General features: G+C 67.9%; 24 protein-coding genes. 13 read left to right on the top strand and 11 right to left on the bottom strand.

Annotation, left to right across the window (positions count from 1 at the left end; genetic code table 11):
* Positions 1-148 precede the first annotated feature (148 nt).
* The 8 genes from V8246_RS01480 to V8246_RS01445 all read left to right on the top strand — a co-directional run bounded on the left by V8246_RS01480 (position 149) and on the right by V8246_RS01445 (position 9,636).
* The gene (locus V8246_RS01480; RefSeq protein ID WP_336187602.1) at positions 149-1,513 is read left to right on the top strand and encodes an aspartate aminotransferase family protein; all 1,365 of its coding nucleotides are present in this window, start codon (positions 149-151) and stop codon (positions 1,511-1,513) included.
* Between the two features lie 91 nt (positions 1,514-1,604).
* Positions 1,605-2,720, top strand: a complete 1,116-nt coding sequence (locus tag V8246_RS01475) for a polyamine ABC transporter substrate-binding protein (protein ID WP_336187601.1) — start codon at positions 1,605-1,607, stop codon at positions 2,718-2,720.
* A gap of 202 nt (positions 2,721-2,922) precedes the next feature.
* Positions 2,923-4,050: a polyamine ABC transporter substrate-binding protein gene (locus tag V8246_RS01470; protein ID WP_336187600.1), complete on the top strand. Its 1,128-nt coding sequence runs from the start codon at positions 2,923-2,925 to the stop codon at positions 4,048-4,050.
* 100 nt (positions 4,051-4,150) lie between these two features.
* Positions 4,151-5,287: a polyamine ABC transporter ATP-binding protein gene (gene potA, locus V8246_RS01465; protein WP_336187599.1), complete on the top strand. Its 1,137-nt coding sequence runs from the start codon at positions 4,151-4,153 to the stop codon at positions 5,285-5,287.
* Positions 5,284-6,198, top strand: coding sequence for an ABC transporter permease subunit (locus tag V8246_RS01460; protein WP_336187598.1), 915 nt, complete (start codon positions 5,284-5,286; stop codon positions 6,196-6,198). The genes potA and V8246_RS01460 overlap by 4 nt, the downstream gene beginning before the upstream one ends.
* Complete coding sequence (locus tag V8246_RS01455) at positions 6,195-7,037, top strand: ABC transporter permease subunit (protein WP_336187597.1); 843 nt, start codon at positions 6,195-6,197, stop codon at positions 7,035-7,037. The genes V8246_RS01460 and V8246_RS01455 overlap by 4 nt, the downstream gene beginning before the upstream one ends.
* A gap of 258 nt (positions 7,038-7,295) precedes the next feature.
* Positions 7,296-8,657, top strand: coding sequence for an NAD-dependent succinate-semialdehyde dehydrogenase (locus tag V8246_RS01450; RefSeq protein ID WP_336187596.1), 1,362 nt, complete (start codon positions 7,296-7,298; stop codon positions 8,655-8,657).
* Between the two features lie 118 nt (positions 8,658-8,775).
* A complete protein-coding gene (locus V8246_RS01445) occupies positions 8,776-9,636 on the top strand; it encodes a pirin family protein (protein WP_187572139.1) in 861 nt (286 codons plus the stop codon).
* Positions 9,637-9,674: 38 nt separating this feature from the next.
* On the opposite strand, the gene V8246_RS01440 is transcribed toward V8246_RS01445, so the two are convergent.
* From V8246_RS01440 to V8246_RS01420, 5 genes are all read right to left on the bottom strand, one after another.
* Entirely contained in the window at positions 9,675-10,133 is a 459-nt protein-coding gene (locus V8246_RS01440) for a hypothetical protein (RefSeq protein WP_336187595.1), read from the bottom strand.
* A 237-nt stretch (positions 10,134-10,370) separates the two neighbouring features.
* Entirely contained in the window at positions 10,371-11,093 is a 723-nt protein-coding gene (aqpZ, locus tag V8246_RS01435) for an aquaporin Z (protein WP_284449416.1), read from the bottom strand.
* Positions 11,094-11,239: 146 nt separating this feature from the next.
* Positions 11,240-12,103 carry a pirin family protein gene (locus V8246_RS01430; RefSeq protein ID WP_336187594.1) on the bottom strand — a complete coding sequence of 288 codons (864 nt, stop codon included), beginning with the start codon at positions 12,101-12,103 and terminating at the stop codon, positions 11,240-11,242.
* Positions 12,104-12,213: 110 nt separating this feature from the next.
* Positions 12,214-12,879 carry a deoxyribonuclease V gene (gene nfi / locus V8246_RS01425; protein WP_336187593.1) on the bottom strand — a complete coding sequence of 222 codons (666 nt, stop codon included), beginning with the start codon at positions 12,877-12,879 and terminating at the stop codon, positions 12,214-12,216.
* Positions 12,876-13,412 carry a phosphoglycerate mutase family protein gene (locus V8246_RS01420; RefSeq protein WP_336187592.1) on the bottom strand — a complete coding sequence of 179 codons (537 nt, stop codon included), beginning with the start codon at positions 13,410-13,412 and terminating at the stop codon, positions 12,876-12,878. Before V8246_RS01420 ends, nfi begins: the two co-directional genes overlap by 4 nt.
* A gap of 121 nt (positions 13,413-13,533) precedes the next feature.
* On the opposite strand from V8246_RS01420, the gene V8246_RS01415 reads away from it, so the two are divergent.
* Positions 13,534-15,084: a phospholipase D family protein gene (locus V8246_RS01415; RefSeq protein ID WP_336187591.1), complete on the top strand. Its 1,551-nt coding sequence runs from the start codon at positions 13,534-13,536 to the stop codon at positions 15,082-15,084.
* 3 nt (positions 15,085-15,087) lie between these two features.
* On the opposite strand, the gene V8246_RS01410 is transcribed toward V8246_RS01415, so the two are convergent.
* From V8246_RS01410 to rlmJ, 6 genes are all read right to left on the bottom strand, one after another.
* Positions 15,088-15,693, bottom strand: a complete 606-nt coding sequence (locus V8246_RS01410) for an HD domain-containing phosphohydrolase (RefSeq protein ID WP_336187590.1) — start codon at positions 15,691-15,693, stop codon at positions 15,088-15,090.
* Positions 15,694-15,763: 70 nt separating this feature from the next.
* A complete protein-coding gene (mfd, locus tag V8246_RS01405) occupies positions 15,764-19,234 on the bottom strand; it encodes a transcription-repair coupling factor (RefSeq protein WP_336187589.1) in 3,471 nt (1,156 codons plus the stop codon).
* A gap of 106 nt (positions 19,235-19,340) precedes the next feature.
* Positions 19,341-19,613, bottom strand: coding sequence for a DUF4242 domain-containing protein (locus V8246_RS01400; protein WP_185895680.1), 273 nt, complete (start codon positions 19,611-19,613; stop codon positions 19,341-19,343).
* Between the two features lie 90 nt (positions 19,614-19,703).
* On the bottom strand, positions 19,704-20,252 hold the full coding sequence (locus V8246_RS01395; RefSeq protein WP_162111152.1) for a GNAT family N-acetyltransferase: 549 nt from the start codon (positions 20,250-20,252) through the stop codon (positions 19,704-19,706).
* Positions 20,253-20,307: 55 nt separating this feature from the next.
* Positions 20,308-21,258, bottom strand: a complete 951-nt coding sequence (locus tag V8246_RS01390) for a DUF808 domain-containing protein (RefSeq protein ID WP_336187588.1) — start codon at positions 21,256-21,258, stop codon at positions 20,308-20,310.
* A gap of 75 nt (positions 21,259-21,333) precedes the next feature.
* Positions 21,334-22,191, bottom strand: a complete 858-nt coding sequence (gene rlmJ / locus V8246_RS01385; protein WP_336187587.1) for a 23S rRNA (adenine(2030)-N(6))-methyltransferase RlmJ — start codon at positions 22,189-22,191, stop codon at positions 21,334-21,336.
* Between the two features lie 25 nt (positions 22,192-22,216).
* Here rlmJ and creB point away from each other — a divergent pair, with 25 nt between their 5' ends.
* The 4 genes from creB to V8246_RS01365 all read left to right on the top strand — a co-directional run bounded on the left by creB (position 22,217) and on the right by V8246_RS01365 (position 26,249).
* Complete coding sequence (gene creB / locus V8246_RS01380; protein WP_336187586.1) at positions 22,217-22,909, top strand: two-component system response regulator CreB; 693 nt, start codon at positions 22,217-22,219, stop codon at positions 22,907-22,909.
* A gap of 3 nt (positions 22,910-22,912) precedes the next feature.
* Positions 22,913-24,352, top strand: coding sequence for a two-component system sensor histidine kinase CreC (gene creC / locus V8246_RS01375; protein WP_336187585.1), 1,440 nt, complete (start codon positions 22,913-22,915; stop codon positions 24,350-24,352).
* A 90-nt stretch (positions 24,353-24,442) separates the two neighbouring features.
* Positions 24,443-25,816, top strand: coding sequence for a cell envelope integrity protein CreD (gene creD / locus V8246_RS01370; protein ID WP_336187584.1), 1,374 nt, complete (start codon positions 24,443-24,445; stop codon positions 25,814-25,816).
* A gap of 7 nt (positions 25,817-25,823) precedes the next feature.
* Positions 25,824-26,249 carry a hypothetical protein gene (locus tag V8246_RS01365; protein ID WP_336187583.1) on the top strand — a complete coding sequence of 142 codons (426 nt, stop codon included), beginning with the start codon at positions 25,824-25,826 and terminating at the stop codon, positions 26,247-26,249.
* Positions 26,250-26,302: the final 53 nt, after the last annotated feature.

Here is a 26,302-nt window from a genome sequence, read left to right as displayed (position 1 = left end):
GTTATGCCCTTCTCCCTTCGGGAGAAGGTGGCGCGCAGCGCCGGATGAGGGGCGAACGGAGTCATGACGCTTGAATGGTCTGGACTCCATCGCCCCTCACCCCAACCCCTCTCCCGGTGGGAGAGGGGCTCGACATCACGGAGCCCTTATGACCCAACTCGACACCCTCACCCTGCAGAAGCTCGATGCCGAGCACCACCTGCATCCGTTCAACGACAACGCCGCACTGGCGAAGAAGGGCACGCGCATCCTCACCAAGGGCGAGGGCTGCTATGTCTGGGATGCCGAGGGCAACAAGCTGCTCGATGCCTTCGCCGGCCTGTGGTGCGTCAACATCGGCTACGGCCGCAAGGAGCTGGGCGAGGTGGCGTCGAAGCAGATGACGCAGCTGGCCTACTACAACAGCTTCTTCCAGTGCACCACCGAGCCGACCATCGAACTGGCGGCCAAGCTGGCCGAACTGGCGCCGGGCGACCTCAACCATTCCTTCTTCGTCAATTCCGGCTCCGAGGCCAACGACACCATCCTGCGCCTGGTCCGCCATTTCTGGGCGGTGCAGGACAAGCCGCAGAAGAACATCTTCATCGGCCGCCACGATGGCTACCACGGCACCACCATGGCCGGCGCCAGCCTGGGCGGCATGAAGGGCATGCACAAGCAGGGCGGCCTGCCGATCCCGGACATCCATCATATCGATCCGCCGTTCTGGTTCGCCGACGGCGGCGATCTGTCCGAGGACGAATATGGCCTGGTCGCCGCGCGCCGGCTCGAACAGAAGATCCTGGAACTGGGCCCGGAGCGCGTGGCCGCCTTCATCGGCGAGCCCATCATGGGCGCCATCGGCGTGTACATCCCGCCGATGACCTACTGGCCCGAGATCGAGCGCATCTGCCGCCAGTACGACGTGCTGCTGATCGCCGACGAGGTGATCTGCGGCTTCGGCCGTACCGGCGAATGGTTCGGTTCGCAGTACTTCGGCTTCCAGCCGGACATCATGCCGGTGGCCAAGGGCATCACCTCCGGCTACATCCCGCTGGGCGCGGCCATGTTCAACGATCGCGTCTCGAAGGTGCTGAAGGAGCAGGGCGGTGAACTGGCGCATGGCGCCACGTACTCCGGGCACCCGGTCTGTGCGGCGGTGGCGCTGGAGAACATCCGCATCCTGCAGGACGAGAAGATCGTCGAGCGCGCGAAAGCCGAGGTCGCCCCCTATCTGGCCCAGCGCTGGGCCGAGCTGGGCGAGCACCGGCTGGTCGGACAAGCCCGTATCGCCGGCATGGTAGGTGCGCTGGAGCTGGTGCCGGACAAGAAGAAGCGAGCATTCTTCCCGGAACGCGGCACGGTGGGGCCCCGTTGCCGCGACCACGCGTTGAAGCATGGACTGATCCTGCGCGCCACCTGGGACGCCATGCTGCTGTCGCCGCCGCTGATCATCACCCGCGATCAGGTGGACGAACTGTTCGACAAGACGTGGAAAGCGCTCAACGACACCGCGGCGGATCTGGGCATGTGAGGTCATGGCGCGGTCCGTGCGCTGCGTCACGGTGCCGCGGCCCGGGCGTATGATGTTTCCATCCCCCGAATCCTGTTCCATGGAGACCCCGATGAAGCTCAAGACCCTCACCGTCATGCTGGCCGCCGCGACCCTGGCGGCCTGTGGCGGCAAGGACGAGAAGGCCGCCGACGGCGCGCCCTCCAAGACGCTCAACGTCTACAACTGGTCCGACTATATCGCCGAGGACACCATCCCCGGGTTCGAGAAGGCCACCGGCATCGCGGTGACCTACGACGTGTTCGACAGCGACGAGATGGTCGAGACCAAGCTGCTGGCCGGCAGCAGCGGCTACGACGTGGTGGTCCCCTCGCTGAGCTTCCTCGGCCGGCAGATCCAGGCGGGCGTGTTCCTGCCGCTGGACAAGAGCAAGATCCCCAACCTGAAGAACCTCGACCCGGCCATGCTCAAGCGCATCGAGCAGCAGGACCCAGGCAACCAGTACGCCGTACCTTATCTCTGGGGCACCAGCGGCATCGGCTACAACGTCGACAAGATCAAGGCGGTCTTCGGCGACACCGCCGTCACCGGCAGCTGGGACGTGGTGTTCAAGCCGGAAAACGCCGCCAAGCTGAAGGACTGCGGCATCACCGTGCTGGACACGCCGTCGGAGCTGATCCCGATCGCGCTGAACTACCTGGGCGAGGACCCGCACAGCTTCGATCCGGTCGTGATCGACAGGGCTGCCGCGCTGCTGAAGTCGATCCGTCCCTACATCCGCAACTTCCACTCGTCCTCGTACATCAACGACCTGGCCAACGGCGATGTCTGTCTGGTGGTCGGCTGGTCGGGCGACATCATCCAGGCGCGCGACCGCGCTGCCGAAGCGGGCAACGGCGTCAACATCGCCTACTCCATCCCGAAGGAAGGCGCACCGCAGTGGTTCGACATGCTGGCCATCCCGAAGGATGCCAAGAACGTCGACAACGCCTACGCCTTCATCAACTATCTGCTCGACCCGAAGGTCGCGGCGGCCAACACCAATTACGTGACCTATCCGAATCCGGTCCCGGCGTCGAAGCCGATGGTGGATCAGGCCATCGCCGAGGACCCGACGATCTACCCGCCGGCCGAGGTGGACGCGAAGCTCTTCACCTTCGCGGTCCTGCCGCCGGAGGTGGACCGGCAGTACACGCGGATCTGGACGGAGCTGAAGACCGGCCGCTGAAACACACGGGGGCGCGTGCCATGACGGACGCGCCCTCTGTCATCGTGTCGCCACGACGTTACCGGCGGCACACGGGGAGAGGGGAGACGGGGAGCACGACGGCACGGAACCGGCCATTGCAACGACAGCACGCCCGCGCCGGCCTGATGGCGATGCGGGAACCACATCAAGCCGCCCTCGCGGGCCGAATGGAGAGAGATTGATGAAACTGCGCGTACTGGCAACCACCCTGGCCCTGTGTACCCTGGCGGCATGCGGGAAATCGGGCGGCGAGGGCGATAACGGGGCACCTGCCGCGGGCGGCGCAAAGCAGGTCAACGTCTACAACTGGTCCGACTACATCGCCGAAGACACCATCCCGAATTTCGAGAAGCAGTCCGGCATCAAGGTCACCTACGACGTGTTCGACAGCAACGAGGTCCTGGAGACCAAGCTGCTGGCCGGCAGCAGCGGCTACGACGTGGTCGTGCCGACGATGAACTTCCTGGGCCGGCAGATCCAGGCTGGGGTGTTCCTGCCGCTGGACAAGAGCAAGATCCCCAACTACGCCAACCTGGACCCGGCCATCATGAAGCGCCTGGAGAACCAGGACCCGGGCAACCAGCACGCGATCCCCTACATGTGGGGCACCACCGGCATCGGCTACAACGTGGACAAGGTGAAGGCTGCGTTCGGCAACACCGACCTCGCCAGCAGCCTGGACATCGTGTTCAAGCCGGAGAACATCAGCAAGCTGAAGGACTGTGGCGTGACCTTTCTCGATACGCCGTCGGAGATCATTCCGATCGCGTTGAACTACCTGGGCGAGGATCCCAACAGCCACGATCCGGCCGTGATCGACAAGGCGGCTGCGCTGCTGAAGACCATCCGCCCCTACATCACCAACTTCCATTCCTCGCAGTACATCGACGCCATGGCCAACGGCGACACCTGCCTGGTGGTGGGCTGGTCCGGCGACATCATCCAGGCGCGCGACCGTGCCGTGGAGGCCAAGAACGGCGTCAACATCGCCTATGCCATTCCGAAGGAAGGCGCACCGCAGTGGTTCGACATGCTGGCCATCCCCAAGGACGCCAAGCACGTGGATGAAGCCTATGCCTTCATCAACTATCTGCTGGACCCGCAGGTGATGGCCAACAATTCCAACTTCATCAGCTATCCCAACGCCATTCCCAAGGCGAAGGAACTGATGGACAAGGCCATCACCGGCGATCCGACCATCTATCCCACGCCCGAGGTGGAGGCCAAGCTGTTCACCTTCGCCATCATCCCGCCGGAAGTGGATCGCCAGTACACGCGCATCTGGACGGAACTGAAGACCGGCAAGTAAGCGCCGCCGCCGGGGCGGATGGCCTCCGTCCCGGGTTCGGTGGATCCACGCGATACATCACGGTCGGCGCCGGCATGGCGCCGGCGACCAGGGGAGTTCCATGGCGGCAGAACAGGGCAATGGCGCGGTACCGAATGGCAAGGCGGGCGCGCAGGAGTATCTGCGCATCGTCGACGTGCGCAAGGAATTCGACGGCTTCGTCGCCGTGGACGACACCAACCTGACCATCCGCAAGGGCGAGATCTTCGCGCTGCTGGGCGGCTCGGGCAGCGGCAAGTCGACGCTGCTGCGCTGCCTGGCCGGCTTCGAGAAACCGACATCCGGCAAGATCTACCTCGATGGCCAGCTGCTCAACGACCTGCCGCCGTACGAGCGGCCGCTCAACATGATGTTCCAGTCGTACGCGCTGTTCCCGCACATGACGGTGGAGCAGAACATCGCCTTCGGCCTGAAGCAGGACGGCCTGGCGAAGGACGCCATCAGGAAGCGCGTCGAAGAAATGCTGGCGCTGGTGCAACTGGGCAAGCTGGCCAAGCGCAAGCCGCACCAGCTTTCCGGTGGTCAGCAGCAGCGCGTGGCGCTGGCGCGGTCGCTGGCCAAGGGGCCGAAGCTGTTGCTGCTGGACGAGCCGATGGGCGCGCTGGACAAGAAGCTGCGCTCGCAGATGCAACTGGAGCTGGTGAGCATCATCGAGAAGTCCGGCGTGACCTGCGTGATGGTCACCCACGACCAGGAAGAGGCCATGACCATGGCCACCCGCATCGCGCTGATGGACCAGGGCTGGATCCGCCAGGTGGGCACGCCCGACGAGATCTACGAGCAGCCCACCAGCCGTTTCGCCGCCGAGTTCATCGGCTCGGTCAACCTGATCGAGGGCGTGGTGGAGGAGGACGAGGCCGACTACGTCACGATCCGTTCGCCGCAGCTGCCGGACCCCATCTACATCGGCCACGGCATCTCCGGCTTCGAAGGACAGGAGGTCGGCTTCGCGGTGCGGCCGGAGAAGCTGGGCATCGGCAAGCAGGAGCCCGAGCAGCCCCACAACAAGGCCAAGGGCGTGATCGAGGACATCGCCTACTTCGGCAGCCACTCGGTCTACCACGTGCGTCTGCCCAGCGGATACAAGTTCATGGCCAACTTCGCCAACGTGCAGCGCTGGGCCAGCGAAGGCCTCACCTGGAACGACGAGGTCTGGGTGTGGTGGGGCGACAACGACGGCGTGGTGCTGACCTCATGAACATCCTCCGCTCCCTGCGCAAGCGTCTGCCGGGGCCGCGCTGGGGCGTCATATCGGTGCCCTACGTGTGGCTGCTGCTGTTCTTCGCCATCCCGTTCCTGATCGTGCTGAAGATCTCGTTCGCCAAGCTGGCGATCGCGATGCCGCCGTACACGCCCATCCTGGAGTACATCGACGAGGCGCTGACGCTCAAGCTCAACCTGGGCAACTACACGGCGCTGTTCACGGATTCGCAGTACATCCAGGCCTATCTCAGTTCCATCAAGATCGCGGCCATCTCCACCTTCCTCGCCCTGCTGGTCGCGTACCCGATCGCCTACGTCATCGCGCGGTTGCCGCCTTCCACCCGCAACATCGCGATGATGCTGGTGGTGCTGCCGTCGTGGACATCGTTCCTGATCCGCGTCTACGCCTGGATCGGCATCCTCAAGAACAACGGCCTGCTCAACAACCTGCTGATGAAGATCGGCATCATCGACGAGCCGCTGCAGATCCTGTACACGCCCATGGCCGCGTACATCGGCATCGTCTACTGCTACCTGCCGTTCATGGTGTTGCCGCTGTACACCAACCTGGTCAAGCACGACCACCGCCTGCTGGAAGCCGCCTACGACCTGGGCGCGAAGCCGTGGAAGGCGTTCTTCACCATCACCCTGCCACTGTCCAAGGCCGGCATCATCGCCGGCTGCATGCTGGTGATGATTCCGGCGGTGGGCGAGTTCGTCATTCCGGAGCTGCTCGGCGGCCCGGATACGCTGATGATCGGTCGCGTGCTGTGGGGCGAGTTCTTCAACAACCGCGACTGGCCCGCGGCATCGGCGGTGGCCATCGTGATGCTGATCCTGTTGCTGATCCCCATCCTGATCTTCAACCGCGTGCAGCAGCGCGAGCTGGAAGGGAGGCTGACATGAGCCGTGTCGGACGACGCGCCGTCAACTGGACGGTGCTGGGGCTGGGCTTCGCCTTCCTGTACGTGCCGGTGTTCATCCTGATGGTGTACTCCTTCAACGAGTCGCGCCTGGCCACGGTCTGGTCCGGCTTCTCGTTCAAGTGGTACGGCGAGCTGTTCCGCGACGACAAGATGCTCCGCGCGGCGTGGATCAGCATCAAGGTGGCGTTCTGGACGGCGACCGCCGCGGTGGTGCTGGGCACCATGGCGGCGCTGGTGATGACGCGCATGCGGCGCTTCCCGGGCAAGACGCTGTTCGGGGCGTTGATCACCGCACCGCTGGTGATGCCGGAAGTGATCATCGGCCTGTCGATCCTGCTGATGTTCGTGTCGCTGGGCGAGTTCGTCGGCTTCAAGCCCGGCGGCATCCTGTCCATCTGGATCGCGCACGTCACCTTCACCCTCGCGTTCGTCACCGTGGTGGTGTCTTCGCGCCTGTCCGAACTGGACAAGTCGCTGGAGGAGGCCGCGATGGACCTGGGGGCGAACCGGATCAAGGTGTTCTTCCTGATCACGCTGCCGATCATCGCGCCGGCGCTGGTCTCGGGCTGGCTGCTGGCCTTCACGCTCTCGCTGGACGACGTGGTGATCGCCAGTTTCGTCGCCGGACCCAGTTCCACCACGCTGCCGATCGAGGTGTTCTCGTCGGTGCGACGAGGGCTCAGCCCGAAGATCAACGCGCTGGCCACGCTGATGATCCTGGTGGTGAGCGTGGCCGCGTTCCTGGGTTGGTGGTTCATGTATCGCGAGGAGAAGCGTCGCCAGCGCGACGTGCAACTGGCGTTGCAGGAGAACGGGTAGACCGCGGAAGGGCGTGGGCGGGCCACGTGCGGGCGCGCCCATGACCTTTGTCCCGTCATCCCAGCGAAAGCTGGGATCCATCTTGCTTTTCTGTCTGGCGCGAGCGAGCTGTGCGCGAACGTCAACATGGATCCCAGCGTACGCTGGGATGACGGCAGCGGACGTCCTGCGACGGTCGAGAAGTCCCGCCACGGCGCCATAACCTCGTCGCATCCACAATCCTTTTCTCGTCCGGCAAACCACGACTTAGAAGAAGCCATGACCGTCGAAACCATCAATCCCGCGACCGGCAAGGTCGAGTATCGCCACGAACTGATGACGGCCGCGCAGGTCGATGCCACGCTTGCGGCCGCGCAGCGGGCCTTTCCCGCATGGGCGGCGCTGTCGCTGGCCGAGCGCGGCAAGGTCCTGCGCGCGGTCGGCGTCGAGCTGCGCCGCCGCCGCGAGGACATCCAGCGCATCATGACGGCGGAGATGGGCAAGCTGCGCAAGGAAGCCCTGGCCGAGGTCGACAAGTGCGCAGGTGCCTGCGACTACTACGCCGACCACGCGGCCGACTACCTGCACGACCAGCCCGTGTCCACGGACGGGCAGCGCAGCTACGTGCGTTACGAGCCGATCGGCTGCGTGCTGGCGGTGATGCCGTGGAACTTCCCGATCTGGCAGGTGTTCCGTTTCCTTGCGCCGGCGCTGATGGCGGGCAACGTGGCGGTGCTCAAGCACGCGAGCAACGTCCCGCGCTGTGCCGACGTGATCGCGGAGGTGCTGGCGGCGGCAGGGCTGCCGGCCGGGGTGTTCGGCGTGCTGCATATCGACAACGACCAGGCGGCCGAGGTGATCCGCGATGCGCGCGTCGCCGCCGTGACGTTGACCGGTAGCGAGCGCGCGGGGCGCTCCGTCGCCGCCAATGCCGGCAGCCAGTTGAAGAAGAGCGTGATGGAACTGGGCGGCAGCGATGCCTTCATCGTGCTGGACGATGCCGATCTCGACAAGACCATCGCGGGCGCCGTGGCCTCGCGCTTCGGCAATGCCGGCCAGACCTGCATCGCGGCCAAGCGCTTCATCGTGCAGGAAGGCATCGCCGATGAATTCGTGAAGCGCTTCGTGGAGGCGGCGGCCAAGCTGCGACTGGGCGATCCGCAGGACGACGCCACCACGCTGGCGCCGATGGCACGGCAGGACCTGCGCGACGAGCTGCACAAACAGGTGCAGGCGAGCGTGGCCAAGGGCGCGAAGGTGCTGCTCGGCGGCGAACCCGATGCGTCGCACGCCGGTTATCCAGCGTCGATCCTCGATGCGGTCGCGCCCGGCATGCCCGCCTACGAAGAGGAACTGTTCGGCCCGGTCGCGAGCATCCTGCGCGTGAAGGACGATACCGAAGCCGTGAGGGTCGCCAACGACACCACCTTCGGTCTGGGCGGCAGCGTGTGGACGCGGGACGTGGATCGTGGCGACCGTATCGCGCGCCAGCTGCAGGTGGGTGCGGCCTTCGTCAATGCCATCGTGCGCAGCGACGTGCGACTGCCGTTCGGCGGCACCAAGCGCTCCGGCTTCGGTCGCGAACTGGCGGAGCACGGCATCCACGAGTTCATGAACATCAAGTCGGTCTATATCGCCTGATCGATCGGTGCCGGTTCTGCGGCGATTGTCCGCTTCGATGGAACGGACGGTTACGTCGGCCGCCGTTCCTAAGCCGCCATGCCGGTGCCATCTTGTCGGCAGTTGAACTGGAGGCGCCATGAGCACCCTGACCGATACCACCCCCGCCCGCGTGATCCGTACCGTGCGCGGCCGACCCACGTCCGACGGCGCGGGCGTCAAGCTCACGCGCGTGATCGGCGGGCCGGACCTGCCCGACCTTGATCCGTTCCTGCTGCTGGACGAGTTCGGCACGGACAAGGCCGAAGACTACATCGCCGGCTTTCCGGAACATCCGCATCGCGGCTTCGAAACCGTCACCTACATGCTCGACGGCCGCATGCGCCATCGCGACAACCATGGCAACGAAGGCCTGCTGACGCCGGGCGCCGTGCAATGGATGACGGCCGGGCGCGGACTGGTGCATTCGGAGATGCCGGAACAGGAATCCGGGCGCATGCGCGGGTTCCAGCTGTGGGTGAACCTGCCCGCACGCGAGAAGATGACGGCGCCGAAGTATCAGGAGTTCGCTCCGGATCGCATTCCTGTCGCCAAGCCGGCGGCAGGCGTGGAGGTGAAGGTGATCGCAGGCCGTGTCGGTGACGTGCAGGGTCCGATTTCGCAGCCTGCCACCGATCCGGTGTATCTCGATATCGCGCTCGATGCGGGCAAGGCGTGGGAGTACGCATTGCCGGCCGGGCACAATGCGTTTGCCTATGTGTTCGAAGGCGCGCTCACGGTGGGTGAGGGTGACGAAGCGCGGCCGCTGGATACCCACGAAATGGGCGTGCTCGGTGGCGGCGAAGTGCTGCAGGTGCGTGCAGGCAGTCGTCCTGTGCGTGTGATCGTGGTGGCGGGCCGTCCGCTGCGCGAACCGGTGATGCGCCACGGCCCGTTCGTCATGAATACGCGGCAGGAACTGATGCAGGCCTTCGTGGATTTCCAGGAAGGCCGCTTCTGAAAGAGGGAGCGGGCCGGGATACCCCCCGGCCCGCGCCATCAGTTGCCCGCGGAAAGCTGCGCGCTGGTGGCGCGCACGTCGAGCTGCTCGGTCAACGCGATCAGCGTGCCCAGTTCCTCGGGCGATTCGGCGTTGATCCAGACCTGTGCATAGCGGTCGTTGTCGAGTTCGACCACGGTGATGCGGCGGGACTGCATGCCGGGCATGTCGCGCCCTCCCAGGTCCGGCCGGTACCAGTACACGTCCTCGCCGGAGAAGGTGCCTTCCTCTTCGCGCAGCCGACGTTCCAGGCTGATCCTGGGATCGCGCGAGGTCAGCATCACGTTGAGCACCTGGCGCCCGTCGGCGGTGACCGCCTTGCAGGCGATGAAGGTGGCGTCCACGCGCTGTTCCCACTGCAGGCCCGCACTGGCGGGCAGGGTGGGGCAGGGCGGCGCTTCCTGCGACCACACGGACGTGGAGGCCAGCAGGAGGCAGGCGGCGATCAAGGTCTTCATGCGGTGTCCCCTTGGTTGGTCGCCCGGAAGGCGTGCTTCGGATCTTCCGAACACCGCGACGGGCCTGCGGCCCTGTTCCATCCCTTGCTGTCCCCGGCGTCGGTTGCCGTTTTCCCCCGGCAATGGTCCGACCTTAGCCCATGCTGCGCCGCAGAACAACGCTGCCCGGTCCCGGAAGCGCGCATGCGAGGCAGGGAAAACGCGTTGCCCGGCAGGGCCGGGCAACGTCGGCAGGCTTCAGCTGCGTTCCCTTCCCAGCCAGCCGTACAGCATCCCGCCGATCAGGCCGCCCAGCACAGGCGCCAGCCAGAACAGCCAGAGCTGGCCGATGGCGGCGGGCCCGGCGAACACCGCCACGGCGGTGGAGCGTGCGGGGTTCACGGACGTGTTGGTGACCGGGATGCTGATCAGGTGGATCAGGGTCAGGGCCAGGCCGATGGCGATGGGGGCGAACCCCGCCGGCGCGCGCCCGTGGGTAGACCCCATGATGACGATCAGGAAGAACGCGGTGAGCACCACTTCGGTCAGGAAGGCGGCGGCGACGGAATAGCCGCCGGGCGACATCGCCCCGTACCCGTTGCTGGCGAACGCGCCGGCGGCGTTGGGGTCCACCGCGAACGCCGGCTGTCCGCTGGCGATCTGCCACAGGATGAAGCCCGCCGCGATGCCACCGGCGACCTGCGCCACCACGTAGGGCAGCAGTTCTTTCGCGGAGAAACGGCCACCGGCCCACAGGCCTACGCTGACCGCCGGGTTGAAGTGTCCGCCCGAGATGTGGCCGAACGCATAGGCGCCGGTCAGCACGGTCAGGCCGAACGCGAGCGCCACGCCCAGGAAGCCGATGCCCAGCGGATTGCCGTCACCGCCGAAATGCGCGGCCAGTACGGCGCTGCCGCAGCCTCCCAGGACCAGCCAAAACGTCCCTAGGAATTCCGCCGCGAGTTTCTTCGTCAGACTCATGCCAGCCCCCAATGCGTGCGTGCCCCGTCACATGACGGTGGGCGCACGATAGCGGAACCGGAACGACACAGGTGTTTGCTTTGCGTTAGCTGCCCATGCTTCAAACGCGACTGAAGTAAAACTCACATTTCGCATGCCGGCGCGGCTCAGCGCTCCGGCAGCGGAATGAACTCGGTCTCACCCGGCACCTGGCCGAAGCGGCCCTCCCGCCAGTCCTGCTTGGCCTGCTCGATCCGCTCCTGCGAACTGGACACGAAGTTCCACCACATGTGGCGCGGTGCATCCAAGGGCTCGCCGCCCATCAGCAGGCCCTTCACTGGCGTCTTCGCTCGCAGCACCGGACGGCTGCCGCGGTCGAATACCACCAAATGCTTCTCCGGGATGTCGGCCCCATCGACCTGTGCGTCGCCTTCCAGCACGTACAGCGCCCGCTCGACATGACCTGCGTCGATCTCCAGTTCGGCATCGGGCTGCAAGTCCACGGCCGCATTGAAGGTGCCGCTGAAGACCTTCACCGGCGATTCCTCGCCGTAGGCGCGGCCGGCGATGATGCGCAGGCGCGCGCCGGCGCGTTCGACCACTGGCAGCGTGGAAGACGCGTGGTGGTGGAACTCGGGTGCGACCTCCTCGTACGACTTCGGCAGCGCCACCCAGGTCTGCATGCCGTGCACGTCGTGGCGGCCGGTGCGCACGTCGGCAGGCGTGCGCTCGGAATGGGCGATGCCGCGGCCGGCGGTCATCCAGTTGACGTCGCCGGGCGCGATCACCTGTTCCGAGCCCAGCGTGTCGCGATGATGGATCGCGCCGCTCCAGAGGAAGGTCACCGTCGCCAGGCCGATGTGCGGATGCGGGCGGACGTCGATGCCGCGCCCCGGCTCGAACACGGCCGGCCCCATGTGGTCGACGAACACGAACGGCCCCACGCTGCGGGCCTGCAGGCTGGGAACGGCGCGGCGGACGTTGAAGCCGCCACCCAGGTCGTGCACGCGCGGCGCGATGGTCGTGGTCATGTCGTGTCCTCGTTGGCTGGCCCGCAGCATCGCATGGGCCGATGCCGGACCCGACGACGATACGGAAACGGTCCGTTGCGCGTCATCCCCCATCCGGGCAGGCAAGGCGGTCAGTCGCGGCGCGAGGCCAGGCGATCCGCCAGACGGGTGGGTTCGGGCAGGCGGTAGCCGCGCAACGTGCGCAGGACGGCGTCCAGCGCGCCCTGCATGGACACGCGATGACCGGGCGAGACGAACAGCGGGTTGCAGCGTACCTTGCTGCGCAGGGCCCAGCCGATCTGTTCGCCGCGATGGAGCAGCGGCACATGTTCGCCGGCCAGTCCACCCAGCGGATCGTGTCGTCCGCACAGCACGTTCTTGGCCACGCCGATGCTGGGCAGGCCGGTCACCACGCCGAAATGCGCGGCAATGCCAAGTCGCCGCGGATGCGCGATGCCGTGGCCATCCACGAACACCACGTCCGGCACATGCGGCAGGCGCGCGAGCGCGGCGACCAGAGCCGGCAGTTCGCGAAAGCTCAACAGCCCCGGGACATACGGCATCGAAGTGGGCACGCGCACGACCTCGGTCGCGACCGGCTGCAGCGTATCGGCGGCCAGCAGCACGGCGGCGGCGCGGGTGATGGCACCGGCGTCCTCGAACCCGACATCGAATCCGCCCAGCCAGCGGGGTGCTTCAGGCGCGTCGTCGCGCAGTACCACCTCCGCGGCCAGGCGTTCCTGCACCCGGCGTGCATCGGCGGCACTGCCGTCCCAGTCGCCGAACAGGCCGCTCATGGCCGCGACGAGGCGCCGTACCGCTGCACTTCCAGCGACGCGCGGCCGTCGGCGGCGAAGCGTACGATGGAAATGCGGTCGTACTCGGTGTCGTCCATCGGCTCGGTGGCACAGGCACACAGCGCCGCCACCAGGTCCGGCACGGTGTTGCTGTGGCCGACGACCAGCACGGTGCCCGCATCGTGCGCCTGACGCCACTGCGCGGCGAGCTCGGCCGCGGGACCGCGCGCGAAATAGGGCTGCACTTGCAGGCCATGAAGCGCCGCGGCGGGCTGCGCAGTCTGCTGGGTGCGGCGGAACTCGGTGGCGTAGGCGGCCACCAGCGGCGCGTCGTGCAGGCGTCCGGCCAGCGCGGTGGCGCGCGCCCGTCCTGCGGCGGAGAGCCCGGGATTTTCCGGATCGTCGGTCGCCTTCTCGGCGTGGCGCACCACCACGAAGGTCAGCGGCGCAGTGTCGCGCGGTAGCGTGGTGCCGCACGCGGCCAACAGGTGCGCCAGCAGCAGGGCGAGGAGAACGCGGAACCGTCGCGGCATACGCAGGGAATCCTGGGACAAGGGTGGGTGCCGAGCGTGCAATGCGGGCAGGACCTGCGCAAGCAGCATCATCACGGGTTGACCGCTACGATAGGGCCAGGTCCGTGAAGAAGGGGAGACCATGCGCAAGTGGCTGCGCCGGCTGGGCATTGCGGTGGTGCTGATGGCCGTAGCGTCGGCGACGGCCTTGTACAGCTACGGACGCTTTGCCGAGGCGGCAAGGGGGGCGGCCTCGCATGCGCTGCCGACGGCGGCGGATGCCACCGCGCTCGACCGTGCCGTCGCGCCCCTGTTGCGCGCGCATCCCGGGCGCAGCGGCATGGCGCTGCTGGCCGACAATCTGGACGCCTTCACCGTGCGTGCCGCCAGCGCACGCGCGGCGGGGCGCAGCCTGGACCTGCAGTACTACATCTGGAACCACGATTTCACCGGCAACCTGCTGGGCTACGAGGTGCTGCGCGCGGCCGACCGCGGCGTACGCGTGCGCCTGCTGCTGGACGACATGACCGCGCATGGCAAGGATTCTCACCTGGCCGCGCTGGATGCCCACCCCAACATCGAGGTGCGCCTGTTCAACCCCTCGCGCAGCCGCGCCGGCGTGCTGGGGCGCGCCACCGAGATGCTGCTGCGCCCGGTGGCGATGAACCGCCGCATGCACAACAAGGCCTGGATCGCCGACGGCCGGGTGGCGGTGGTGGGCGGACGCAACGTGGGTGACGAGTATTTCGATGCCGCCGCGCAGACCAACTTCCTCGACCTGGACGCGGTGCTGGTGGGCCCGGCGGTCCGGCAGACGTCGGCGATCTTTGACGATTTCTGGAACAGCGCTTCGGTCATTCCGCTCGTCGCGCTGTCCAGGGCGGAAGGGGGCGCGCTGGAGCGACTGCGTGCGCATGGCGACGCCGGCTATCGTTCCACGCGCGCCGCCGACTATGTCGCGCGCCTGCGAAGCAGCCCGGGATTGCCGGCGCTGGTGGGTGGAAACGCGCTGCACTGGCTGGACGAGGTGGGCGTGTACTCGGATCCCGCTGCCAAGGGGCAGGGCGAAGGGCAGGGGCAATGGCTGGTCCACCGCCTGGGCAGGGCGATGGGCCTGGCGAAGCGGGAGCTGCGGGTGATCTCGCCGTACTTCGTGCCCGGCGACGAGGGGACGCGCTGGCTGGTGGGCAAACGTGCGCAGGGCGTCGACGTGAGCGTGCTGACCAATTCGCTGGCGGCCAACGACGTGATGGCCGTGCACGGCGGCTACGCGCCTTACCGGGTTCCGCTGCTGGAGGGCGGCGTGACGCTGTACGAACTGATGCCGCACGGACGGCAGGACAGCAGCCTGTTCGGGTCCAGCGGCGCCAGCCTGCATACCAAGGCGTTCGCGGTGGATGCCGAGCGCGGCTTCATCGGGTCGTTCAACCTCGACCCGCGCTCGGTCAGCCTCAATACCGAAATGGGCATCCTGTTCCGCGACCGCGCCGCCACCGCGGCGCTGCTGCGCAGCTACCAGGCCAAGATCGCACCGGACAAGAGCTATCGTGTGCGCCTGCAGGACGGCGCCTTGCGCTGGGACGATGCGTCCCGCAAGCCGCCGCGCGTGTGGGATCGGGATCCCGAAGCGAGTGCCTGGCGTCGTGGCGTGGCGCGTGCCGTGGGCTGGCTTCCTATCGAATCGCAGCTGTAGCGCTCAGGCCTCGCGCAGGTCGGCGTTGCGCATCAGCTGTTCGAACACGCGGAAGACCTCGGGGTCGATCTTGTGGTGCTGCTCGGCGTGCAGGATGCGCATCGCCGTTTCGTGGCTGCGGGCGTCGGCATAGGTGCGGCGCGTGGTCATCGCATCGTAGCTGTCGGCCACGCGCAGCAGGCGCGCGCCCAGCGGGATGGCGTCGCCGGCCAGGCCGTCGGGATAGCCGCTGCCGTCCATGGCTTCGTGATGATGGCGGATCAGCGTGGCGACTTCCGCGGCATGCGCATGGCCGCTGGCCAGGAAGATGCGCTCGCCCAGTTCGCTGTGCGCGCGGATGGCCGGCCAGTCGTCGTCGGGCACCGTGCCCGGATGCAGCAGCACGCGGTCCGGCACGCCGATCTTGCCCACGTCGTGGAAGTGCGCCGCCAGCTCCAGCTGTTCCAGTTGGGCGGGCTCAAGGTCGAAGCATTGTCCCAGCGCCCGTGCGATGCGCCCGGTACGGTCGCAATGCCCGCGCGTATAGGCGTCGCGCACCTCGATCGCCAGTGCCAGCGACTCCATCGAGCAGGCGATGTCGCCGAAGTCGGGGGAGGGATCGAAGCTCACGGCGTAGCGACCTGGGACGGGACACGGGACAGGGTGGCGGAAAGCCGGAAGGCAGGCAAGGCGGTCGTTTTCATGGGGATAGCGTCGCCAGCAGGGCCTTCGCGGCATTGAAACGGTCCGGCGCGTCCGGCAGCGGCACTTTGATGCGCAGCTTGTCCGGCCCGTCCATCGCATAGAGCTTGGGCTGTTTCTGGATGAGCTGGATCACCGCCATCGGGTCGATGTTCGGCTTGCTCTCGAACACGATGCGGCCACCGTGCTCGCCCAGTTCCAGCTTGCGGATGCCCAGTGCATTCGCCGCCAGCTTCAGCTCGGCCGTGGCAAAGAGGTATTTCGCCGGATCGGGCAGCAGGCCGAAGCGGTCGATCATCTCCACCTGCAGATCGCGCAGGTCCTCCTTCTCCGGCGCGCTGCTGATGCGCTTGTACAGGGTCAGGCGCGTGTGCACGTCGGGCAGGTAGTCTTCGGGGATCAACGCCGGTACGTTGAGTTCGACGTCGGCGCCACGCCGCTCCTGGCCCACGTCGACGTCGGGCAGGTGGCCGGCCTTGATGGAGCGCACCGCGCGTTCCAGCAGCTCCGTGTACAGGCTGAAGCCGACTTCGGCCATCTGCCCGCTCTGGTCTTCGCCCAGCAGCTCGCCGGCACCACGGATCTCCAGGTCGTGCGTGGCCAGGGTGAACCCCGCACCCAGCTCGTCCATCGAGGCGATGGCCTCCAGCCGGCGCTGCGCGTCGGCGGTGATGCTGCGCTTGTCCGGTACCACCAGGTAGGCGTAGCTGCGGTGGTGCGAACGGCCGACGCGTCCGCGCAGCTGGTGCAGCTGCGCCAGGCCGAACTTGTCGGCGCGGTTCATGATGATGGTGTTGGCGTTGGGGATGTCGATGCCCGATTCGATGATGGTGGTGCACAGCAGTACGTTGAAGCGCTGCTTCTGGAAATCCAGCATCACCTGTTCAAGCTCGCGCTCGGGCATCTGCCCGTGCGCCACGCCGATGCGGGCTTCCGGCACCAGTTCCTGCAGCTCGCGCTGCATGCGGCCGATGCTTTCGACATCGTTGTGCAGGAAGTAGACCTGTCCGCCACGCGACAGCTCGCGCTGGAAGGCCTCCTTCAGCAAGGCGTCGTCCCAGGGCGTGACGAAGGTCTGCACCGCCATGCGGTTGGCCGGGGGCGTGGCGATGATGGACAGGTCGCGCAGGCCGGCCATCGCCATGTTGAGCGTGCGCGGGATCGGCGTGGCGGTCAGCGTCAGCAGGTGGACGTTGGCGCGCAGCGCCTTCAGCGCCTCCTTCTGGCGCACGCCGAAGCGCTGCTCCTCGTCCACGATCACCAGGCCCAGGTCCCTGAACTTCACGTCCGGCTGCAGCAGGCGGTGGGTGCCGACGATGACGTCGAGCTTGCCCTCGGCCAGTTTCTCCAGCTCCGCCTTGATCTCCTTGGCGGTCTTGAAGCGGGACAGCACCTCGACCTTGAGCGGCCAGTCGGCGAAACGGTCGCGGAAATTGCGGTAGTGCTGTTCGGCCAGCAGCGTCGTCGGCACCAGCACGGCAACCTGCTTGCCGGCGCTGGCGGCGGCGAAGGCCGCGCGCACGGCGACTTCGGTCTTGCCGAAGCCGACGTCGCCGCAGACCACGCGGTCCATCGGCTGGCTGGACTGCAGGTCGCGCAGCACCGCTTCGATGGCCGCGCGCTGGTCGGGCGTCTCCTCGAAAGGGAAGCCGGCGGCGAAAGGCTCGTACATCGGCCGGTCCACGTGCAGCGCCAGGCCCGCACGCGCCTGGCGGCGTGCCTGGATCTCCAGCAGTTCCGCCGCCACGTCGCGCACCTTTTCGGCCGCCTTCTTCTTCGCCTTGGCCCAGGCTTCGCCGCCCAGCGAATGCAGCGGGGCCGTCTCCGGCGAGGCACCGGAGTAACGGCTGATCAGGTGCAGCTGCGCGACCGGCACGTACAGGCGGTCGCCCTTGGCGTATTCGATCTCCAGGAACTCGCCCGGCATGCCGCCCACGTCCATCGCGATCAGGCCACGATAGCGGCCCACGCCGTGGTCCTCGTGGACGATGGGCGCGCCTTCGGTTAGTTCACCAAGGTCGCGGATGATGGCTTCCGGTTCGCGGCCGGTGCGCCTGCGGCGATGCGCCTGGGTGGCGCGCTCGGGGAACAGCTGCCGCTCGGTGAGCATCGCGATGCGCGGGTCGTCGAGGGCGAAGCCGTCTTCCAGCGGCGCCACGGTGATCGCGAAGCGCTCGCGCCCCGTGCGGAATGCGGTGAAGTCCGCCAGCACCTCGGGGACGAGCGCGGCGGCCTGCAGCACCTCCAGCAGCGCCTCGCGACGGCCAGGGGAATCGGAGGCGATCAGGACGCGGCCGGGATAGTGGCCGAGAAACGACTTCAGCGCTTCGCCCGCGGGCGCATCCTTCGCCGCCACCGGCAGGGGCGGCAGCGGCTGGTCGCCGAGCGGCAGCGCGTCCGCGTGGCGGCTGTGCTGCGGACCGCAGACCTCCACGCGCTGACGCTGATTGAGGCGCTCGCGCAGGCTGTCCGGCGACAGGTAAAGCTCGTCCGGTGGCAGCAGCGGACGCTCGATGTCGTGGCGGCGCTGGTCGTAGCGGTTGCGCGTCTGCGCCCAGAACGCTTCCGCCGCCTCGCCGAAGCCGTCGGTCAGTACCGGCAGCGCGTCGGCGTGCAGGTAATCGAACAGCGTGGAGGTGGCATCGAAGAACAGCGGCAGGTAGTACTCCACGCCCGCCGGCGCCAGGCCCGATTTCAGGTCCTGGTACAGCGCGCTGCGGCGCGTGTCCACGTCGAAGCGGTCGCGCAGCAGGGTCATCGCGCGTTCGACCGAACGCTCGTCCAGCGGCACCTCGCGGCCCGGCAGCAGCTGCACCGATTCCACCCGGTCCAGCGAGCGCTGGCTTTCGGGATCGAAGTGGCGGATCGAATCGATGGTGTCGTCCAGCAGTTCGATGCGCAGTGGCGCATCCGCACCCATCGGGTAGACGTCCAGCAGCCCGCCGCGCACGGCGAAGTCGCCGGGGTCCAGCACCTGCGGCACGTGCCGGTAGCTGGCGGCCTCGAGCCGGCGCTTCTCGGCGTCGAAGTCCAGCCGCTGGCCCACGCGGTAGTCGAAGCTGCCCCCGGCGATGTGCCTCAGCGGCGAGAGGCGCTGCATCAGCGTCTGTACCGGCACCACCACGATGCCCCTCTCCAGCGTCGGCAGGCGATGCAGGGCCGAGAGGCGCTGGGAAACGATGTCCGGATGGGGGCTGAACTGGTCGTACGGCAGCGTTTCCCAATCGGGGAACGCCACCACGGCCAGGTCGCCGGCAGCACCCAGCAGGGTGTGCAGGTCGGCTTCCAGCTGGTGCGCCTCGTGGTTGTCGCGGGCGACCACCAGCAGCGGGCCTTCGTGCGCGCGCGCAGCGGAAGCGATGGACCACGCCAGCGCCGTAGGCGAGGCGGGTGCGCGCCACCAGGCGCGGGATTGGCTGCCTCGGGGCAGCGGGGGAACGGGGAAGGCGGGATTCTGGGGGTCGGTCATGGGTACACGGAACAACGGCAGCGCCGGACACCATGGGTGCCCAGCGCGAAGGGATGCGCAGTTTACCAAGCAGGCCCGTTCAGGCCGCTCACGGCCCCGGAATGGATCATTCCGCGGTCAGCGGATCGATCACCTGGGCGACGACGGAAATGCGGTCGACGGGGAAGCCGCCCCGGCGCGCGTGTTCCAGCACGATGTCCTCGTTCGGTGCGCGATAGACGCAGTAGATCCTGTCGTCGGTGACGTAGCTGTGCTCCCACTGGATCTGCGGACCCAGGTCGTCCAGTACGCGGCAGGAGGTCTGCGAGACGGATCTGAGCTCGGCGGGCGTCATCAGGCCGGCACCCTGGATGTCGCGTTCGATCAGGTAACGGGGCATGACGACCTCCCGGCACGGTGGCGGGGGCCACGTGCTCATCCGCTGACACGCGGTGAGCGGCCGCCGTGGGCCGACCGCCTGTCGGCGACATCAGGGCTCTTCGTTGAGGTCCAGCACCACGCGGACCAGGCCCGAGCCATCGCCCTCGCGCACGCGCTTGAAGCCCAGCGACTGCGCCAGCGCAAGCATGGGCAGGTTGGTGTCCAGCACGTCCCCGTACAGGCGGTCCAGCTTCTTGGAGCGGGCCCACTTGGCCAGCTTGCGCATCAGGTGGCGGCCCAGGCCCTGGCCGGCGATGAAGTGGCTCACCAGGATGGCGAACTCGGCATCGCGCGTGCGCGGCACCAGCGCCGCGCGCGCGACCGCGCCGACCAGCGCTTCGCCGGGGGGCAGCGGCTCGGCGGCGACCAGGGCGAATTCCGTGTTGGGGTCGGGATGGGTCAGGCGCTGCGCCATCTCCGGCGACAGCTCCTTCAGGGCGTAGAGGAACCGGTGGCGGATCTCTTCCGGCCCCAGCAGGCCGAAGGCGCCCTGGATGGGGCCGGCATCTTCCGGACGGATCGGGCGGATCAGCAGTTCGCGCCCGCTGGGCAGGCGGAAGTGTTCATGCCAGGGAGGCAGGCGTTTCGGCGCGGTCATGGGGCGATGCTCGCATGAAATCCGGAAGCGCGGCGAGGGCCGAAGGGCACACGGTTCAGGCAGCGTGGCGTTTGCCGCGCAGACGCTGGACCGCGGTCACCACGGCCAGGATGACCGCGCCGGCCACCACCCCCACGCCCGCGTTGAACAGGTTTTCCCACAGCACGCCCCATCCGCCGTGGATGTAGGGCTGGATGAGGTGGTGCAGCGCCGGGATGCTGTGGACCAGGATGCCGCCGCCCACCAGGAACATCGCCGCCGTGCCGGCGATGGAGAGGAACTTCATCAGGTAGGGCGCGCTGTACAGGATGCCGCGCCCGAAAGCCCGCTTGAAGCGCGCCCAGCTGCGGTCGCGCGTGTCGGCGGTCAGCGCCAGGCCGGCGTCGTCCAGTTTCACGATGCCGCCCACCAGGCCGTACACGCCCACGGTCATGATCGCCGCGATGGCCACCAGCGTCATGACCTGCTCGATGAAGGTGCGCCCGCCCAAGGTGCCCAGCGAGATCACGATGATCTCCGCCGACAGGATGAAGTCGGTGCGGATGGCGCCGCGGATCTTGTCCTTCTCGAACGCCACCATGTCGACGTTGGCGTCCTGCACCGCGGCCAGCCGTTTGGCATGCGCCTGTTCGTCCTCGCCCTTGTGCAGGAACTTGTGGGCCAGCTTCTCCACGCCCTCGAAGCAGAGGAAAGCGCCACCGATCATCATCAGCGGCGTCACCAACGGGATGCCGTAACCGCGCCCGTGCAGCCAGGTCTCCAGCGCGCTGATGGCCAGTGCGGCCGGCACCAGGATGGCCTTGTTGACCATCGAGCCCTTGGCCACCGCCCACACCACCGGCAGCTCGCGATCGGCCTTCACGCCGGTGACCTGCTGCGCATTGAGCGCCAGGTCGTCGCCCAGTACGCCCGCGGTCTTCTTGGCGGCCACCTTGGTCATCACGGACACGTCGTCCAGCAGGGTGGCGATGTCGTCGATCAGGGCGAACAGGCTGGATCCGGCCATGGAAGAAGGGTCGTCGGAAAAGGGGACGGAATTCTCGCACAGCCCCGTGGCGGCGCCGTGTGACGCGAGGACGCGTCAGGCGGGTGGGCGCAGCCACTCCAGCCGGTGGCCGGCACCTGTTTCGCCCAGGGCATTGGCAAGGACGGGCAGCACAGGCGCCAGGGCCTGGTCGAACTGCCAGGGCGGATTGATCACCAGCATGCCGCTGCCGTTGAGGCGCAACGGGGAGTCGTCCGGGCGTACCTGCAGTTCGGCGACGAAGGCGCCCTTCGAAGGCAACGCCGCGGCCTTGCGGAAGAACGGCAGCAGGCTGCGCCGCTGCTTGATCGGATACCAGACCGCATAGGTCGCCGCCGGCCAGCGTGCCAGCGCGTCGCGCAGTGCGGCGATGATCTGCGGGTATTCGGCGTCCTGTGACTCGTAGGGCGGATCGATCAGCACCAGCCCGCGGGCGATGCGCTGCGTGCCGGCGCGCGGGGGCAGCAATGCCTTCATCGCACCGTAGCCGTCGCGCGCGTGCACGGCCACGCGCGGGTCCTGAGCGAACAGGTCCTTCAGTGCGGCGGCTTCCTCGGGCTGGAGCTCGCAGGCGGCCAGCCGGTCCTGGTCGCGCATCGCCTGCGCGACCAGCAGCGGCGAGCCGGGATAGGCCACCAGCGCGCCGACCGGGTTGTTCGCCTGCACCGCGCGCAGGTAGGCCTCGGCCAGTGCCGGCAGGCGGGGCGCATCGAGCAGCCGGAAGACTCCTTCGTCCGCCTCGGAAGTCTTGCGGCTCTCCGCCCCGCCCAGCAGGTAGCGGCCACGGCCGGCATGCGTGTCCAGCACGAAGAACGGCGTGTCCTTGCGCTTCAGCGCCTCGACCAGGGCCAGCAGCACGAGGTGCTTGAGGACGTCGGCGTGGTTGCCTGCATGGAAGGCGTGGCGGTAATTCATGGCGTGCAGCATATATGCTTGCGCCATGCCCCGCGTACTGATTGCCGAAGACGAAGCCGCCATCGCCGACGCCGTGCTGTATGCGCTGCGCAGTGAAGGCATCGAAGCCGATCACTGCCTGCTCGCACGCGAGGTGGCGCCGCGCGTGCGCGCCGGCGGCGTGGACGTGGTGGTGCTGGACGTGGGCCTGCCCGATGGCAGCGGGTTCGACGTGTGCCGCGAACTGCGCGGCTTCAGCGATGTGCCGGTGATCTTCCTGACCGCCCGCAACGACGAGATCGACCGCGTGTTGGGGCTGGAGCTGGGCGCGGACGACTACGTCACCAAGCCGTTCTCTCCGCGCGAACTGGTGGCCAGGGTGCGTGCGCGCCTGCGCCGTGCGGGGGCGGGCCCCGCGGCATCCGTGGCGTCCGCGGACCCTTGGATCACGCGTGGCGCGTTCGCCATCGACCGCGAAGGCCACCGCATCCGCTACCGGCAGCAGCTGCTCGACCTGACCCGCTACGAATACGCCGTGCTGGACGCGCTGTTGCAGCGCCCGGGCGCCATCCTCAGCCGTGCGCAGCTGATGGACCGGGGCTGGGACAGCGATGCCGACAGCGCCGACCGCACCGTCGACACCCACGTGAAGACCCTGCGCGCCAAGCTGCGCGCGGCCGGGGCCGATCCCGACCCGATCCGCACCCATCGCGGACTGGGTTACGCCGTCGAGGCCTGACGCATGCGCCTGGGGCTGAAGCTCGTGCTCGGCTTCTTCCTGATCGTCGGCATCGCCGCGTTCTTCGTCATGCGCGTGTTCGTCAACGAAGTGAAACCCGGTGTGCGCCAGGCGATGGAGTCCACCCTGGTGGACGCGGCCAACCTGCTGGCCGAAGTGGCCGCCGACGACCTGAAGGCCGGTCGCATCGCCGACGGCGGGTTCGCGCGCCACGTCGCGCTGGCCCAGCAACGCGACCCGAAGGCTTGGGTATGGCGGTTCCAGAAGCGTTCGGTCGATTACCGGGTCACCGTCACCGACGCGCGCGGCACGGTGGTGTTCGACTCGCAGGGGCGCGATGTCGGCCGCGACAACTCGCGCTGGAACGATGTCTATCGCACGCTGCGCGGCGAGTACGGCGCCCGCTCCAGCCCGGAGACACCCGGCGACACGGCGCATACCGTCATGCACGTGGCCGCGCCCATCTACGACCCGGGCGACCGCCGCACGCTGCTGGGCGTGCTGACGCTGTCGCAGCCCAACCGCAGCATCGAGCCCTTCATCGTCGCCAGCCAGCGCAGCATCCTGCTGCGCGGGGCCTGGCTGATCGGCATCTCCGCGCTGATCGGCGTGCTGATGACCTGGTGGCTGGTGCGCGGCATCGGCGGGCTGAACCGTTACGCGCAGGCCGTCAGCGCCGGCGAGCCGGTGCCGCCGCCGCGGCCGCGTGCCGACGAGATTGGCGACCTGGGTCGCGCGCTGGAGACGATGCGCCGCAAGCTGGCCGGCAAGGCCTACGTGGAGCAGTACGTGCAGTCGCTGACCCACGAGATGAAATCGCCGCTGGCCGCGATCCGCGGCGCGGCCGAGCTGTTGCAGGAGCCACTGCCGGAGGCGGACCGCCAGCGTTTCGCGCGCCACATCCAGGCGCAGGAGCAGCGGCTCACCGAAACCATCGACAAGCTGTTGGCGCTGGCGGAGGTGGAACAGCACGGCTGGCTGCAGCGGCGCGAGCGCATCGATGCGGGCGCGCTGGTGGAACAGGTGGTGCAGGCCGTGGACGCCCGGCTCACCCCGCATGGCGTGCGGATCCACCGCGTGCCGCCCGCCGGCGCCTGGGCGGTGGAGGGCGATGCCTTCCTGCTGCGCCGCGCCCTGGGCAACCTGCTGGACAACGCGCTCGCGTTCTCGCCGCCGGGCGGTACGGTGGAGCTGGTCGTCGAACAGGCGGACGGGCAGATACGCTTCCGCGTACGCGACCGCGGTCCCGGGATTCCGGACTACGCGCACGAACGCGTGTTCGAACGTTTCTATTCGCTGCCGCGTCCGGACAGCGGCCAGCGCAGCTCCGGACTGGGATTGCCATTCGTGCGCGAGGTCATGCGCCTGCACGGCGGCGAAGCCTCGCTGCGCAACCGGCCCGATGGCGGTGCCGAAGCCGTGCTGTCGTTGCCGGCGGTCTGACGCGCGACTTCACACAGCCTTCAAACACGCTCCCTGCCGGTTGCACCGGGCCGCGTGACGATGCTTCCCGTATCCAACCGGGGCATCGACATGAAGTCATTGAAACTGCTGTTGCGTTTCCTCACCGTGGGCGGGCTGGTCCTGCTGCTGCTCATCCCGTTGCTGATGATCCGCGGCGTCGTCCAGGACCGCGAGCGTTACCGCACGATGGCCGAAGTGCGGGTTTCCCAGAGCATGGCCGGGGCGCAGCAGGTCGTGGGCCCGCTGCGCGTCGTGCCGTGGCGCGAGGAGCGCCTGGTCAATGCGCTGAACGAGGATGGCAAGCCCGAAGTGCGCCGGGACGTGAAGGAGGGCTACCTGTTACAGACCCCGGCGACCCTGGCGGTGGACGGGCACCTGCAGCCGGGTGAGCGGCGCATCGGCCTGTACACCGTGAACGTGTACGAGTGGAAGGCGGCGATGAAGGCAGGCTTCGCGCCGCTGCAGCTGCCGCAGGCCGATGGACGCATCTACGGCCAGCCCTACGTGGTGGTGGGCATGGCGGACGTGCGCGGACTGGTCGGCACCCCTTCGTTGCAGGTCGATGGCGTGCCGCGCACTCTGGCCGCCGGCACGGGCGCGATGGCGTCGCGGATGGAGGGCGTCCATGCGCTGCTGGATGCGCCGGACGGCGCCTTGCCCGCCAGCAACGTGCACCTGGAGATGGCGCTGGCGGGTACGCAGACCCTGGGCATCGCGCCGATCGCCGACAGCAACGACATCGCGATCCGCTCGCCGTGGCGGCAGCCGCTGTTCGGTGGCCGCTTCCTGCCCAATGCGAAGACGCTTGACGAAGGTGGCTTCACCGCGCGCTGGCAGGTGTCGTCGCTGGCCAGCGCGGCGCAGAGCCAGCTGGAGTCGGCGTCCGGCAAGCTGACCCAGGCGCCCTCGTTGCGCGTCTCGCCGGAGGGCTTCGGCGACGGCACCGGCGGCGACACCGCCATCGACAGTGCGGTGGTGAGCCTGGCCGATACGGTCGACGTCTACACTCAGGTGGACCGCGCCAGCAAGTACGGCATCCTGTTCGTGGTGCTGACCTTCGTCGGTTTCGCCCTGTTCGAACTGATCAAGCGCCTGCCTATCCACCCGCTGCAGTACCTGCTGGTCGGCCTGGCGCTGGCGATCTTCTTCCTGCTGCTGCTCAGCCTGTCCGAGCACATCGCCTTCTGGCAGGCCTATCTTGTGTCCGCCGCCGCATGCATCGGATTGCAGTTCTTCTACCTGTCCGGCGTGCTGAAGAGCTGGCTGCGGGCGGCCGGCTTCGCGATCATGCTGACGGCGCTGTACGGCGTGCTCTACCTCCTGCTGAAGTCGGAGAACAACGCGCTGCTGATGGGCTCGCTGCTGCTGTTCGGCATCCTGGCGGCGATCATGTGGGTCACCCGCAAGGTGGACTGGTATGCGCTGGGCACGGAGCTGCGCTGAGGCCGCCATGATCGATCCCGCCACCCTGCATCGGCGTGCACGGCGCGTGCTGCCCGAGAAGATCGGCACCGATGCGGTCATCGTCGAGGCCATGGACGACGCCACGCTGGCCATGCTGCTGGTCCCGCTCGCGCATCGGCGCAGGGGATGCCTGCTTTTCAGGCTTTCGTCGCAGACGATCGCCGCTCTGGTATCGCGCGCCGCCGGTTATCTGCAGGACGCACGCCAGGCCAGGGAAGGCCTGGGGCGCTGGACGCATCCCCTGACGTACACCGCATGGCGGGACCAGGGTCAGGGCGCACTCCAGCGGTTCGACACGCGCAGCGACGACGGCCGCGCGGCGTTGTGCCTGCTGCCTGCCGCCGCCTGCGCGGTGTACGTCTGGGACGATCGCGGACTGCAACACACCGACGCATTCCCCGCATCCCGCTAATGACGGGGGTCGTGCGGTTGCCTCGCTCCGGCCGATGGCGTGCGCTAGAGTTC

This window comes from Pseudoxanthomonas sp. F11 (assembly GCF_037046485.1).
Lineage (GTDB): Bacteria > Pseudomonadota > Gammaproteobacteria > Xanthomonadales > Xanthomonadaceae > Pseudoxanthomonas_A.
Note: the sequence above shows the minus strand (reverse complement) of the source record. Positions and strands in the feature narration are given on the sequence as shown.